Raw genomic sequence first — 13,654 nt, 5'->3', positions numbered from 1 at the left:
TACCCCGGGCGACGCGGGCATTGCGTAGGCCGGTGTATCGCGCAGCAATTCACCGGCAAGAACTTGCGCGGGTCCGCGTCGAAACCCGCCTCAGGCAATCCGCCGCAAGCGTGGCGTGGCGCTCAGCGCGGGCGCCTGGGGCGACAGTTGCTCGGCCAGCGCGGCGATGTCGGCGAGCACCGCGACGGCGGTGATGCGTACGCCGGCACCGGCGCCGGCGATCACGATCGGGGTGTCGCCCTGGTAGTCGCTGCGCAGCACGATGCGGTTCTCGGTGCCGCGGGCGCCGGCCAGCGGATCGTCCGCGCGCACCAGCGCCAGGCCGATGCTGGCGCCGGCCTCCGCGGTCCAGCGCGCGCGGTAGACGAAGCGCGAGTCCGCGCGTCGCGCGTCGGCCACCAGGCCCAGCCAGTCGCGTTCGTGGACGCCGACGGCTTCCTCCCAGGGCTGCTCGGCCGGCAGCCGCAGCAGCGGCTCCAGCGGGATCGCGCCGGGTTCGACGTCGAGACCGGCCTCGCGCAGGATGATCGTGAGCTTGCGGCGCACGTCCTGGCCGGAGAGGTCGATGCGCGGATCGGGTTCGGCCAGGCCCTGGTCGACCGCCTCGCCGAGCGCCTGGCGCAGGGTGGCGCCGTCCTGCACGCGGGTCAGCAGGTAGCCGAGCGTGCCGGACAGCGTGGCTTCGATGGCGGTGAGGCGGTCGCCCGCCGCGCGCAGGCGGCGGATGGTCGACAGCACCGGCAGGCCCGCGCCCACGGTGGCCGACCACGCGGCCGGGGTCTGCGCCAGCGCCGCGCGCAGCCGCGCGTACTCGCGCTGGCTGGCGGCGAACGCGATCTTGTTCGGGGTCACCAGCGACACGCCGGCTTCGAGCAACCGCGCCGACTGCGCCGCCACTTGTGCACTCGCCGTGCAATCGACCAGCAGCGCCGGGCGCTCGTGCGCGATCAGCTGGTCCAGCAGCCACTCGGCATTGCCGCTGGCATGCGCGCGCAGGCGCTCGGCAGCGAGGCCCGGCGGCAGGCCATCGGGCTGCCACAGCGCGGCGCGCGAATTGGCCACGCCGACGACTTGCAACGGCAGGTCCACCGCCGGCTGCGCCAGCAGGTGCAAGAGGTCGCTGCCGACCCGCCCGGTGGCGCCGATCAGCACCGTCGGGATACGCGCGCGGCGCGTGGCTGGCCGCGGTGCCGGCGCCAGCCGGGTGACCACCGGTTCCGGCAGCGGCTCGTCGCGGAAGGCCGTCAGCAACGGGTCGATGCGCGCGGCGTCGACCAGGAATCCGTCGTGGCCGTAGAAGGTCTCGATGTCGATCACGCGTCCGCGCGGCAGCGCGCGCGCCAGGCGGTGTTGTTCGCCCGGGTAGTAGAGCTGGTCGCTGTCCAGCGCGATCACCAGCGCCGGCACGCCGATCGCCGCCAGCGCCTGTTCCGGCGTCTGGCCCGGGCCGGCGAAATCGTAATGGTTCATCGCCTCGGTCAGGCGCAGGTAGCTGTTGGCGTCGAAGCGCTGCACCAGCTTGCGGCCCTGGTGGTCGAGGTAGGACAGCACCTGGAAGTGCCCGTCCTCGCGCTGCGCGCGGCCGAAGCGCTGGTCCAGTTCATGCGCCGAGCGATAGGTCAGGTGGCCGAGCTGGCGCGCCAGGGCCAGGCCCTCGACCGGGCCGTCGTCGAGCGCGTAATTGCCGTCCAGGAACTTGGGATCGCGGCGGATGAACTCGCACTGCAGCCGCGCCTGGGCCAGCGCCTGCGGCGGCTGGCGCCAGCTGGTCGCGATCAGCGCGATGCGCCGCACGCGGTGGTCGCGGCGAGCCCATTCGAGCACCTGGAAGCCGCCCATCGACGCGCCGACCACCAGCTCGATGCCGGCGATGCCCAGGTGATCGGCCAGCAGCCGCTGGTGCTCGACCAGGTCGGCCACGGTCAGGTCGGGGAAGCTTGCGGCATACGGCTGGCCGGTCGCCGGATCGATCGAGGTCGGCCCCGCGCTGCCGTAACAGCCGCCGAGCACATTCGCGCAGACGATGTAGTGGCGCGCGGGATCCAGCAGCCGCCCGGGGCCGAAGGCGCCCGGCCACCAGGACTCGACATCGCTGGACGCGGTCAGCGCGTGGCACACCCACACCACGTTGTCGCGCGCCGCATTCAGCGTGCCCCAGGTCTGGAAGCCCACCGTCGCCCGCATCAGCTCGCCGCCGCGCGCCAGGCGCAGCGGGGTGCTGGGCGTGTGGAGCTGAAGAGTGGCGGGGAGGTGGGCGGTGGGTTGGGGGCGACTATGTGGGAGGTCTACGTGAAGTGGTCAAATGGAAAGGAAAATGGAAGAGGAAAGGGGTTCCCCTCCGTTTCCGCCCCGAACCCGCAACCGATTCGGGGCGAGGCGCCCCGGCGTCGTGGGGGGGGGGGGGGGCGGGCAAACGAGAAAGGTGAATCGTCAATCGGAATCTCCCGCCATTGACTTTTTCCGTTTCCCCTTTGACTCGCGAACCGCAAACAATTCAGGCGGAACTCCCGGCGTCAAGCCACTCCCAGCGCCACGCCCTCCAACGCCTGGGCGAAATCGGCCACGATGTCCTCGATGTGCTCGATGCCCACCGACACGCGGATCAGCCCCGGGGTCACGCCGGCGCTCTTCTGCTCGGCTTCGCTGAGCTGCTGGTGGGTGGTCGCCGACGGCTGGATCACCAGGGTCTTGGCGTCGCCGACATTCGCCAGGTGGCTGGCCAGCTTGAGGCCGTTGATGAAGCCTTCCGCCGCCTCCTTGCCGCCGAGCACCTCGAAGGTGAACACCGAGCCGAAGCCGTGCTTCAGGTACTTCTTGGCGCGCAAATGGCTGGGGTGCTCGGTGAAGCCGAGGTAGTTCACGTTCGCCACCTGCGGGTGCGCGCGCAGCCAGTGGGCCAGCGCGTTGGCGTTCTGGTTGTGGCGCTCCACCCGCAGCGACAGCGTCTCCAGCCCCTGCAGCAGCAGGAAGCTGTTGAACGGCGATTGCGAAGGGCCGAGGTCGCGCAGGCCTTCCACCCGCGCGCGGATGGCGAAGGCGATGTTGCCGAAGGGGCCGTCGCTGCCGAAGACCTCCCAGAACTTCAGGCCGTGGTAGCCCGGCGAAGGCTCGGTGAACAGCGGGAACTTGCCGTTGCCCCAGTTGAACTTGCCCGAATCGACGATCACGCCGCCGATGCTGGTGCCGTGCCCGCCGATCCACTTGGTCGCCGAGGCCACCACGATGTCCGCGCCGAAGTCGATCGGCCGCGCGAGGTAGCCGCCGGCGCCGAAGGTGTTGTCGACGATCAGCGGGATGCCGTGTTCATGCGCGATCTTCGCGATCCGCTCGAAATCCGGCACGTTGGAGCCCGGGTTGCCGATGGTCTCGACGTAGAGCGCCTTGGTCTTGTCGTCGATCAGCTTGCGGAAGGCCTCCGGGTCGTCGCCCTCGACGAACTTCACGCCGATGCCGAGGCGCGGCAGGGTGACCTTGAACTGGTTGTAGGTGCCGCCGTACAGCAGGCTGGTCGAGACGATGTTGTCGCCGGCCTGGGCGATGGTGCTGATCGCGAGGAACTGCGCTGCCTGGCCGGAGGCCGTCGCCACCGCGGCCACCCCGCCTTCCAGCGCCGCAATGCGCTGTTCGAACACATCGGTCGTCGGATTCATGATCCGGGTGTAGATGTTGCCGAACTGCTGCAGCGCAAACAGCTTCGCCCCGTGCTCGGCCGAGTCGAAGGTGTAGCTGGTGGTCTGGTAGATCGGTACCGCGCGCGCATTCGTCCCTGGCGCGGGCGTCTGGCCGGCGTGCAGTTGCAGCGTCTCGAAGCGGTAGGCAGGTCCCTGGCTCATGGCGTTCCCCGTACTATGGATGTCTGGAAGTGTAGAAGTTTAGACGTCTAGACGTCTGGTGGTGGAAGCGTAAGCGAGCCGGGACCGAGGCGTCAAGCGGCGCAGGCGGGTGATGGCGGACCTCGTCGGACAGCGCTGCGCCGGTTCCCCGGCGGATGCCGCTGCCGCGGCCGCCATGCGACACCCGCCACCCGAAACCGACGCTTCTGCTAGGCTTCCGCCGATCGGAGGGAAGTCATGGCCAAGAACAAGTTCGTCAATCCGTACATCGAGCGTGGCAAGCGTGCGGAAGCCACGAAGAAGATCACCGTGACCATCCCGGTGCATGTCCTCAAGCTGTTGACCGACGAGCGCACCCGCCGTCAGATCAAGAAGTTGCGTCATGGCACGATCTCCGAGCTGCTGACCGAGGCCTTCCTGCACGCCTACACCGGCCAGCCGCTGCCCACCGACGAGGAACTGGCGCGGCCGGAGTGAACGCTGAACGGGACCCGGGAAAACGGCTGCCGTCGATAGCCGCAGTGATCCCGGTCGGCCCCGGTGATCGCAGCTGGCGCGAACTGCTGCCGGTCTTCGAGCGGCTGGCGCCGGGGATCCCGCGCCAGCTGGTGTTCGCCCAGGGCGATTTGCAATCGCGGCCGAAGGACCCGGCGATCCGCTGGATCGACTGCCAGCGCGGGCGCGCGCGGCAGCAAAATGCCGGCGCCACGCTGACCAGCGCCGAGTGGCTCTGGTTCGTGCACGCCGACAGCCGCCCGGACGGGCGCACCTTCGCCGGGCTGGCGCATTTCCTGGCCAGCGGGGACGACGCGCTGGGCTATTTCGACCTTCGCTTCGCAGACGACGGCCCGGCGTTGATGCGCCTGACCGAATGGGGCACGCGGATGCGTTGCCGCTGGTTCGGTCTGCCTTTCGGCGACCAGGGTCTGGTGCTCCGCCGCGAGCGCTTCGCCGCGCTCGGCGGCTTCGACGAGTCGCGCAGCTACGGCGAGGACCACGCCCTGGTGTGGGCCGCGCGCCGCGCCGGCCTGCCACTGGTGCGGATCCCGGCCGTGCTGACCACCAGCGCGCGCAAGTACCGCGACGGCGGCTGGCTGGCGACCACCTGGCGCCACCAGCGGCGGACCTGGCAGCAGGCCTGGGTGGAGTCGCGCACAGGATGACCGCGGCGGCCGGCATCGGCGTGTTCGTCAAGACGCCCGGACTGAGTCCGGTCAAGACCCGGCTGGCGGCGGCGATCGGCGCCGAGGCCGCACTGGCGGTCTATCGCGGGTGCGTCGAGTGCGTGGTCGAGTGCGTCGAAGCGGCCGCGGCGCAAGCCTCGCTGCAGCCCTACTGGGCAGTGGCCGAGGCCGAAGGCGTGTCGCACTGGCCAGGCTGGCCGGTGCTGGTACAGCCCGAGGGCGACCTCGGCGCACGCATGGCCGGCATCCACCACCAGTTGCGCCAGCGGCACGCCGGCGCGCTGTTGCTGGGTGCGGATGCGCCGGGGGTGGACTCGACCGTCGTCGGCGACGCCTGCGCCGCGCTGCGGGCCGGTCCCGCACGCGTCATCGCGCCTGCGCACGACGGCGGTTTCGTGCTCTACGGTTCCAACCGGGACCACGCTGGCGACGACTGGTCCGGCGTGCCCTATGGCGCACCGGACACCGCGCTGCGTTTCCTCGCCGCGGTCGGCGCGGAACTGCCGCTGACGGCGTTCGCGACGCAGCAGGACGTGGATACGCTGGACGACCTGCACGCGTTGCTGCGGCAACCGCCAGCCAGCTCGGCACAACGCAGGTTGTGGGCGCTCGCCGGCGAGCTGCTCCTTCCGGCGTAGCCCGGACAGGGCGCGCAGCGCGTTTCCCGGGCTACGCTGAGGGGGGCGTTGGGCGGTGCATCGCGTAACGATTCACCGCCGCGAACTTGCCGCGAGCACCCGGGGAACGCGCTGCGCACGCACCCCGGGCTGCGCGCCCGCGGTCAATCCGTCTGGAACAGATTCCCCTGCTTCAGCGGGATCGTGCTCTCGCCGGCGAACACGCGCTTGAACTCGGCGCGCGAGACCGACACATAGCGGTCGTTGCCGCCGATCTCCACCTGCGCGCCCTGGGTCAGGGCGCGGCCCTGCTCGTCCACCCGGACCACCATCGTCGCCTTGCGTCCGGTATGGCAGATGGTCTTGATCTCGCTGATCGAGTCGGCCCAGGCCAGCAGGTACTGGCTGCCCTCGAACAACTCGCCCTGGAAATCCGTACGCAAACCGTAGGCGAGCACCGGGATGTCCAGCTTGTCGACGATGTCGGTGAGCTGCCACACCTGCGCCTTGGTCAGGAACTGGGCCTCGTCGACCAGCACGCAGTGCAGCGGGCCATGCGCGGCGACGTCTGCCCTGACCTTCTCGACCAGGTTGTCGTCGCGATCGAACACATGCCCCTCGGCGGACAGCCCGATGCGCGAGCGCACCTGGCCAACGCCAAAGCGGTCGTCGATGCGCGGCGTGTAGATCCGCGTGCGCATGCCGCGCTCGTTGTAGTTGTGCGCGCTCTGCAGCAGCACCGTGGTCTTTCCGGCGTTCATCGCCGAGTAGTAGAAATAGAGCTTGGCCATGCGGGACGGGACGACAGCTGGGGGCGCGAGCGCACGCTAACGTCGGGGCGTCGCGGGTGCAACCGGCTGGCAGCGTCGAAGGTGCGCTCGCGGGTGCTCAGGGAGCGCAGTGGGGGCGGGCCGAGCCGAGCCGCGGTGGGAAGTTCACTCGGGGCGCAGCCTGAGGAAGTCCTGCACACTCTGGTCGGCAGGCTCGCAGGGACGCTTCGCATCGCCACCGACGATGCGCTTGCCCACGGATTTGCTCGGCAGCCCAATGCCGGCGGTGCACAGACCATCAAGTGAACTGGCGCGCCCGGAGGGATTCGAACCCCCGACCACTGCCTTCGGAGGGCAGTACTCTATCCAGCTGAGCTACGGGCGCGTTGTTGGCGATGATACGGGGTTTGAGGCACCGCTGCCGGAAGCCCATGGGCGTCCGGGCCGCGGAGCATACGCCATCAGTCTGGCGAGGTCAGCGCTTGTGCGCCGGCATGGCACGGCCTGCGCGCTGCCCTCGCTTCGTTGCGATCACACCGGTTTACACTGCACGTCTTGCACGGGCGCCTGACCGTGCCGCCCCCGGACTCACGAAGGAAACGCGATGAACCAGAAGAAGATCCTATTCGGCGCGCTGCTGCTGGGCATGGGCAGTGCCGCGCAGGCGCAGAACGCCGCCGTGGAGCGGCTGATCCAGTTCGCGGCCAGCCGCCCGCAACTGGAAAACGCGCGGGCGATCGGCACGCTGTGCTTTCCCGGGAACCGTCTCGCAGCGCGACTGCAGGACGACTGCAACACCCTGGTCGGCAATGCCTTCGGCGCAAATCCTGGAACAGATATCGTGGTCCGGCGCGCGCTCGCGGCGATCACTGGGGACAACGTGACCATTCCGATCGACCGCTCGGGCCTGGGGCGCGCGGCCAACCTGCCGCTGTCCGTGGGCTCGCCGGGAGCGGGATACGCCGCGCTGATGCAGGCGGACGCGTCGATGGTCTCGCTGAACCTGTCGGGCGATGAGGGCATGGCCAGCGACTGGTCGATGTACGTGAACGCGCGCCTGGACAACAGCGAGCGCGACCGCAGCGCAGACGAGGATGGCTTCGACCAGGACGGCCGCGCATTGACGGTTGGATTCGACCTGCGCACGAGCGCCTCCACCCACCTTGGCGCCGCGGTGGTCTACGGCAAGCGCGAGACGGACTACAGCAGCGATTCGGGCTCGCTCGACACCACCGATGTGGCGCTGAACCTGTACGCCGGCTGGCAGGGCGGCAACGGGTTCTATGTCGACTCGCTGCTCTCGCTGACGCGCCGCGACCACGACCAGCTGCGGCGGATCGCCTATGGCCTGGGCCCAGCGGCGGTCGACCAGCGCTTCGATTCCTCCTTCGATGCCGACGAGCGCCTGCTGGCGCTGACCGGCGGGTTCCAGTTCAACCGCGGCGCGTCCACCTTCGATCCCTATGTGCGCGTGGAACTGGTCGACGCGCAGAGCGATGGCTACACCGAGGTCTCGCGCGCCCCGCTGGCCAACGGCGGTGGCTGGGCGATGGAAGTGGATGCGCTGGACGAGAACTTCACGCGCGGCATCCTGGGCATGCGCTGGGCGCATGCAATCAGCGCCAGCAACGGCGTGTGGATGCCCTTCGTCGATGTCTCCTGGATCAGCGTTTCCGGGGTCGACGCGGACGCCGCACGGGTGCGCTATGCCGGCGACCGTTCGAACCTGGTCAACGCTTCGCGCCTCGACTTCTTCATGCAGGCGGACGAGGAAGACGACAGCTACGGCAGCGCCGCGCTGGGCCTGTCCGCGCAGTGGGCGAACGGCTGGTCCGGTTTCGCCAGCTACCGCCAGAACTTCTCCGAGGACCTGTACCGCCAGCGCGAGTACAACCTCGGCGTGCGCGCGGAGTTCTGAACATGCGTCTGGTGCTGACCTGGATGCTGGCCGTGTCCGCCGCCGCTGTCGCCGGCACCGACAATGCACCGCAACTGCCCGAGGTCGGATTCGCGGGCTTGTCCGTGCAGACGGCGCCCAGCCAGTGCTTCGGTCCCGTCAGCGTGCATTTTGATCCGGCATTGGCGACGCCACGCGACGACTTCATCGAGCTGCCGGACCATCCGGCCGGCGGCTGGCGCGTGATGCTTGCAGGCCGCCTGGACCGCAACTCGCAGGATCGCTACGAGGTCCGCTACGACGATGGCCCGAGTTGCGACCCCACGTTCACACTCTGGCGCGAGGGCGACGAGGCACCACTCGGCGAGTTCGGCGGCGATCACCTGGTGCTGCCAGGCAACGGTTTCCTCTACGTGATCCGGCGCAGCAACCGCAGTTTCGAAGGCCGCGAGAAGTGGGCCGTCCGGAAAGGCCAGCTCGTCGAAGTGACGCAGTCGCACTACTACGTCGGCGTGCACACCCACACGCGCAAGACCGTGAAGCTGCTGCAGACGCCGGCCGCCGGCGCCGAGACGATCGCCGCGGTGCCGCCTGGCGAGCGGGTGCAGATCGTGGTGCAGCAGGTCATCGACGGCCGCGACTGGTACCTGGTGCGCACGCCCTTCGGCCTGCTCGGCTGGACCGAGGATGCGGCCTATGGCGAGGATCGCCAGTTCGAGGACCTGCAGTTCTTCGGGGATTGAGCGTTTGCAGCCGGCCTGGCGGTAGCGGCTTCAGCGGCGATCTTCTCCGGCGGCGCGGAAAGATCGCCGACAGAGTCGGCTCTCACCGAACATGCGCCAAGGTGTTGAATTTCATACATTTTCAGCCCGTGCGAAACGACGACCCTGTGATTGAGTGAGAGTCACGGTTCGATGCGCGAATAAGCGCACCGGCGGGCGACCGGAACTCCCACAGGGAGCGTGCCCCGCGCCGCGCCAGCCCCGCACCGCCGTGCGCCCGATGATGACACTGCAATATCACGGTCACAGACGCTTCCTACACTGATCGCATCGCTTGATCCAAGCGCTGTCGGTCGTGTGCCATGCCTATCCCTACCCCGCGCCTGCGCCTGCTGGTCGCCGGCGTGTCCCTGTCGCTCGGCGCGGCGGCGCAAGCGCCCGATTCGCCCGGCGCGCTGGCGGAATCGCTGATCAAGCTGCGCGCGGAGGTCGAGCAGCTCAACGGCGAGGTCGAGCTGCAGCGCCAGGAGGCGCGCACCAACCTGGCGGCGCTGTCGGCGCAGAAGGCCGAGCTGCAGGCCCAGGTGCAGCGTGCCGAGTTGAACGCGCGCAAGTTGCGCGAGGACCTGGCCAAGCGCGAGGCCGAGGCGGGCGCCGCCGGGGTGGCCGGCGATGCGCTGAAACCGGTGCTGCTGGCGGCGATCGACGAGCTGCGCGCGCGCATCGCCGCCGGGCTGCCGTTCAAGCAGGCGGAACGACTGGCGCAACTGGACGACCTGAAGCGCCAGCTCGAAGGCGGCACGCTGCCGCCGCCGCGCGCTGCCAACCGTCTGTGGGCGGCCTACGAGGACGAGTTCCGGGTCACCCGCGAGAACGGCATCCACAGCCAGACGATCACGCTGGACGGCGCCGAGGTGCTGGTGGATGTGGCCAAGGTCGGTTCGATGATGCTGTTCTTCCGCGCACCCGACGGCCGCGTTGGCATCGCCCGCCGCAGCGGCAGCGACTGGCGCTTCGAGCCGCTCGCCGATGAAGCCGGGCAGAAGCAGGTACTGGCGTACTTCGATGCCCTCGGCAAGCAGATCCGCCAGGGCTGGTTCGAACTGCCCAATGGCCTCGCCGGAGGTGCCCGATGATCCGCATTCTCGCCCTCGCGGCGACGCTCGTCGCCGCCGCCGCAAACGCCCAGGCTCCCGCTCCTGCTCCACCACCAACACCAACACCGACAACCAACACGGCAGTCGACGTCGACGCCGCCTACCGCAAGGAGTACGCCTTCCTGTCCGCGCAGAAGCGCGAACTGGCGGCGCAACTGGCGCAGATGCAGGCGGCCGCCCAGAAGCAGCAGGGGGCCCTGAACGGCGAGATCGCCGCGCTCGAATCGCGCGTGCTGGCGCTCGACAACGAGTCCGCGCAACTGCAGTCGCAGGCCGGTCTCGCCGAGGAACAGGCGATCGCCAACGAGGAGACCAGCTCCCTGCTCGAAGCCACCTTCGCGCAGGCGTCGTCGACCCTGGAAGGCTATGGCGTGCCCACGATGAAGTCGCCGGAGTTCGCCGCGCTGGCGGACGGCGACAAGACCGCGCGGATGTACGCCGCCGCCGCGACCCTGCTCGGCCAGTTGTCGAGCGTGCGCAGCGAGCCCGGCAAGTTCTTCCTTGCCGACGGCACCGAAGTCAGCGGCACCCTGGTGCGCATCGGCAACGTCGCGGTGTTCGGCGTCAGCGATGCGGGTTCGGGCGCACTGGCGCCGGCCGGCGGCGGCGCGTTCAAACTGTGGCGCGAGCCTGCGGCGGATGTCGCCCAGGCGCTGGCGCAGGGCCAGATGCCGGCAACCCTGCCGCTGTTCCTGTTCGAGAACGCCACCGCGGCGGTCAGCGAGCCGGAGAAAAAGACGCTCTGGAACGAGATGCAGAAGGGCGGCCCGATCGGCTATGTGATCCTGATCCTGGGCGCCATCGCGCTGGTGCTCGCCGGCTTGCGCGCGCTGTTCCTGTCGCAGGCCGGCGCCGCGGTGCAGCCGACCATCGAGGCCGCCGCGCCGCTGGTGCGCCAGCACCGGATCAACGAGGCCATCGACGCGGTCAAGCAGCGCAAGGGCTCCGCCGCGCGCGTGGTCACCGCCGCGCTGCGCAACCTCGACCGCGAACGCGAACACCTGGAAGACATCATCTCCGAGGCGATCCTGCACGAGAGCACCCGGCTCAATCGCTTCGGCTCGGCAATCATGATGATCGCCGCGGTCGCGCCGTTGCTCGGCCTGCTCGGCACCGTCACCGGCATGATCCAGACCTTCGACGTGATCACCGAGTTCGGCACCAGCGACCCCAAGCTGCTGGCCGGTGGCATCGCGGTGGCGCTGGTCACCACCGAACAGGGCCTGCTGGTCGCGATCCCCTGCCTGCTGCTCGGCAACCTGCTGTCCGGCTGGGCCGACCGCGTCAAGGACGACATGGAGCAGGGCGCGATCCGCGTCATCAACATGTTCCAGGAGCGCCGCGAAACCGCGCGCGCCGCGATCAAGGCGGCCTGAGGCGGGTATGCGAGCAGCGACGCGACGCGGCTGCCGGGTGCTCTGCCGGAGGGCACGAGGCACGAGGGCACGAGGGCACGCGAAGCGAGCCCGGAGCGAGCTCTTGCTCTTGCTCTCGCTGTTGCGTGCCCTCGTGCCCTCGTGCCCTCCAGGTTCCACCCCCAGGGGTCCTCCGATGATCGGTGACCGCGTCAACGACGTCGGCAGCGCCATCGGCGCGGTCGGCGAGTACCTGGGCGACGGCGGCTACGTGATGCCGCCGCTGCTGTTGTGCGTGCTGGTGCTGTGGTTCGCGATCGGCTGGCGCTGGAGCACGCTCAAGCGCGGCACCGCCAAGAGCGTGCGCGTGCTGATCAACAACGCGCTGCGCGGCAAGGAACGCAGCGCGCGCGGCATCGTCGACAGCGCCGTCGCCACCGGAATCGCACTGTGGCAGGAGCGCCGGCCGTACCTGCGCGAGCGCCTCGACGAGGCGTACCTGGTCTACGAGAGCGAGATCAAGCGCTACGCGACGACGGTGTCGACCGTGGTCACGGTGGCGCCGCTGCTCGGCCTGCTCGGCACCGTCACCGGGATGATCGAGACCTTCAATTCGCTCGGCGACATGACCCTGTTCAGCCAGACCGGTGGCATCGCCGGCGGCATCGCCATCGCCCTGTTCACCACCCAGATGGGCCTGGTCGTCGCGGTGCCGGGCTACATCCTGAAAAGCCTGCTCGACCGTCGCCAGCACCAGATCCAGCACGACCTCGCGCAGATCAAGGACATCCTCTGCTCGCTGGCGCACGAGCGCCCGGAGATCCACGCATGAGCTTCCGCCGCCGCGCCGAAAAGCCCGCCGAGGGCGGTGTCGACCTGACGCCGATGATCGACATGACCTTCATCCTGCTGATCTTCTTCATGGTCAGCACCACCTTCGTCAAGGACATGAAGGTCGACATCGACCGCCCCGGCGCCACCGCCACCCAGGTCGCGTCGACCAAGGCCGTGCGCGTCTACATCGACAAGCAGGGCCAGACCTATGTCGATGGCGAACCGGTGCAGATCTGGACCCTGCAAAGCCGCATCCGCGACCAGATCAAGGGCATGACCGCCAAGAGCGTGCTGGTGGTCACCGACGAAGTGGTGCCCTCCGGCCGCCTGGTCGAAGTCGTCGACCAGGCGCGCCTGGCCGGCGCCGAGGACATCGGCGTGGCGACCAGTGTCGAGGCGGGAGAGGGGTGATGATCGCCGAGGCGTTGCGAATGGGCGCGGACAGCGCTGGAGGGCAGGAGGGCACGAGGGCACGAGGCCACGCAAGAGCAAGACCTCGCTTCGGGCCTGCTTCTGCGTGCCCTCGTGCGCTCGTGCCCTCGTGCCCTCGACTCCCGTCCGACGGGCCCACCGGCGTAGCAGCGCCATGATCCCCTCCCGCACCCGCCGCCTCGCCACCGGCCTGGCCAGCGCCGCGCTTGGTCTGCTGCTGGTCGGCGGCTCGATCATCTGGATGAACCGCAAGGCGGTGATGGCCTCGCAGGAAAGCGGCACGGCGATCGCGCAGATTGCGGCCGAGAAGCGCGAGAAGCCCAAGCCGACGCGCCAGGTGGAAAAGCGCGAGCCGCCCAAGCGCCCGCAGCGACGCGCACCGGCGCCGCCGAGCGCGGGCCTGGGCTCGGCGCTCGCGGGCCTCGATTTCGGCCTGCCGCAGTACGAGACCGAGGACCTGTCTGCGCTTGGCGGCAACCTGCTCGGCGACAACAAGGACGTGGTCATGACCGATTCCTCGGTCGACGTGCCGCCCAAGCCGATGTTGCAGACCGCCATTCCCTACCCGCTGCGCGCCAAGGCGCAGGGCGTGGAAGGCTATGTGCTGCTCTCGGTGCTGATCAGCCCCACCGGCCAGGTCGAGCGCGTCAAGGTGCTGGAAGCCGCGCCCGCCGGGGTGTTCGAAGCCGCCGCGGAAGCCGGCGTGAAGACCTGGAAGTTCGAGCCCGCGCAGTACCAGGGCCAGGCGGTGCGGGTGTGGGCGACGCAGCGGGTGAGGTTTGACTTGAGTTGAGGATGAAACGGTGAAAAGTGAAAGGTCAAAAGTGAAAGGGAAAGCGGCCCCGCGCAATTT

13 protein-coding genes and 1 tRNA gene are annotated in these 13,654 nt (G+C 69.3%); 10 read left to right on the top strand and 4 right to left on the bottom strand.

Annotated features, from left to right (window positions below; translation table 11 throughout):
• Positions 1-90 precede the first annotated feature (90 nt).
• Together metX and IPK27_00410 are read right to left on the bottom strand one after the other, a co-directional pair.
• Positions 91-2,184, bottom strand: coding sequence for a homoserine O-acetyltransferase (gene metX, locus IPK27_00415; GenBank protein MBK8066127.1), 2,094 nt, complete (start codon positions 2,182-2,184; stop codon positions 91-93).
• A gap of 329 nt (positions 2,185-2,513) precedes the next feature.
• Positions 2,514-3,833 carry an O-acetylhomoserine aminocarboxypropyltransferase/cysteine synthase gene (locus IPK27_00410; GenBank protein MBK8066126.1) on the bottom strand — a complete coding sequence of 440 codons (1,320 nt, stop codon included), beginning with the start codon at positions 3,831-3,833 and terminating at the stop codon, positions 2,514-2,516.
• Positions 3,834-4,070: 237 nt separating this feature from the next.
• On the opposite strand from IPK27_00410, the gene metJ reads away from it, so the two are divergent.
• Genes metJ through IPK27_00395 form a run of 3 tightly spaced genes read left to right on the top strand, consistent with a single transcriptional unit; the run spans position 4,071 to position 5,655 of the window.
• The gene (metJ, locus tag IPK27_00405) at positions 4,071-4,310 is read left to right on the top strand and encodes a met regulon transcriptional regulator MetJ (GenBank protein MBK8066125.1); all 240 of its coding nucleotides are present in this window, start codon (positions 4,071-4,073) and stop codon (positions 4,308-4,310) included.
• 26 nt (positions 4,311-4,336) lie between these two features.
• Positions 4,337-4,996 (top strand): glycosyl transferase family 2, encoded by a 660-nt coding sequence (locus IPK27_00400; GenBank protein MBK8066124.1) that lies wholly within the window; start codon positions 4,337-4,339, stop codon positions 4,994-4,996.
• A complete protein-coding gene (locus tag IPK27_00395; GenBank protein ID MBK8066123.1) occupies positions 4,993-5,655 on the top strand; it encodes a DUF2064 domain-containing protein in 663 nt (220 codons plus the stop codon). The genes IPK27_00400 and IPK27_00395 overlap by 4 nt, the downstream gene beginning before the upstream one ends.
• A 143-nt stretch (positions 5,656-5,798) precedes the next feature.
• On the opposite strand, the gene IPK27_00390 is transcribed toward IPK27_00395, so the two are convergent.
• The gene (locus IPK27_00390) at positions 5,799-6,425 is read right to left on the bottom strand and encodes a thymidine kinase (protein ID MBK8066122.1); all 627 of its coding nucleotides are present in this window, start codon (positions 6,423-6,425) and stop codon (positions 5,799-5,801) included.
• Between the two features lie 287 nt (positions 6,426-6,712).
• A tRNA-Arg gene (locus tag IPK27_00385) sits at positions 6,713-6,789 on the bottom strand.
• A gap of 219 nt (positions 6,790-7,008) precedes the next feature.
• Here IPK27_00385 and IPK27_00380 point away from each other — a divergent pair.
• The 7 genes from IPK27_00380 (at position 7,009) to IPK27_00350 (ending at position 13,594) form a co-directional block, all read left to right on the top strand.
• Positions 7,009-8,322: an autotransporter outer membrane beta-barrel domain-containing protein gene (locus tag IPK27_00380; GenBank protein ID MBK8066121.1), complete on the top strand. Its 1,314-nt coding sequence runs from the start codon at positions 7,009-7,011 to the stop codon at positions 8,320-8,322.
• Positions 8,323-8,324: 2 nt separating this feature from the next.
• Positions 8,325-9,044: an SH3 domain-containing protein gene (locus tag IPK27_00375; protein MBK8066120.1), complete on the top strand. Its 720-nt coding sequence runs from the start codon at positions 8,325-8,327 to the stop codon at positions 9,042-9,044.
• A 341-nt stretch (positions 9,045-9,385) separates the two neighbouring features.
• The gene (locus tag IPK27_00370) at positions 9,386-10,159 is read left to right on the top strand and encodes a DUF3450 family protein (GenBank protein MBK8066119.1); all 774 of its coding nucleotides are present in this window, start codon (positions 9,386-9,388) and stop codon (positions 10,157-10,159) included.
• Positions 10,156-11,556 (top strand): MotA/TolQ/ExbB proton channel family protein, encoded by a 1,401-nt coding sequence (locus IPK27_00365; protein ID MBK8066118.1) that lies wholly within the window; start codon positions 10,156-10,158, stop codon positions 11,554-11,556. Before IPK27_00370 ends, IPK27_00365 begins: the two co-directional genes overlap by 4 nt.
• A 175-nt stretch (positions 11,557-11,731) precedes the next feature.
• Entirely contained in the window at positions 11,732-12,367 is a 636-nt protein-coding gene (locus IPK27_00360) for a MotA/TolQ/ExbB proton channel family protein (protein MBK8066117.1), read from the top strand.
• Complete coding sequence (locus IPK27_00355) at positions 12,364-12,780, top strand: biopolymer transporter ExbD (GenBank protein MBK8066116.1); 417 nt, start codon at positions 12,364-12,366, stop codon at positions 12,778-12,780. Before IPK27_00360 ends, IPK27_00355 begins: the two co-directional genes overlap by 4 nt.
• A 175-nt stretch (positions 12,781-12,955) precedes the next feature.
• A complete protein-coding gene (locus IPK27_00350) occupies positions 12,956-13,594 on the top strand; it encodes an energy transducer TonB (protein MBK8066115.1) in 639 nt (212 codons plus the stop codon).
• The last annotated feature ends 60 nt before the right edge of the window (positions 13,595-13,654 follow it).

This window comes from Rhodanobacteraceae bacterium, assembly GCA_016713135.1.
Lineage (GTDB): Bacteria > Pseudomonadota > Gammaproteobacteria > Xanthomonadales > SZUA-5 > JADKFD01.
This window is presented reverse-complemented; position numbering and strand designations above follow the sequence as displayed.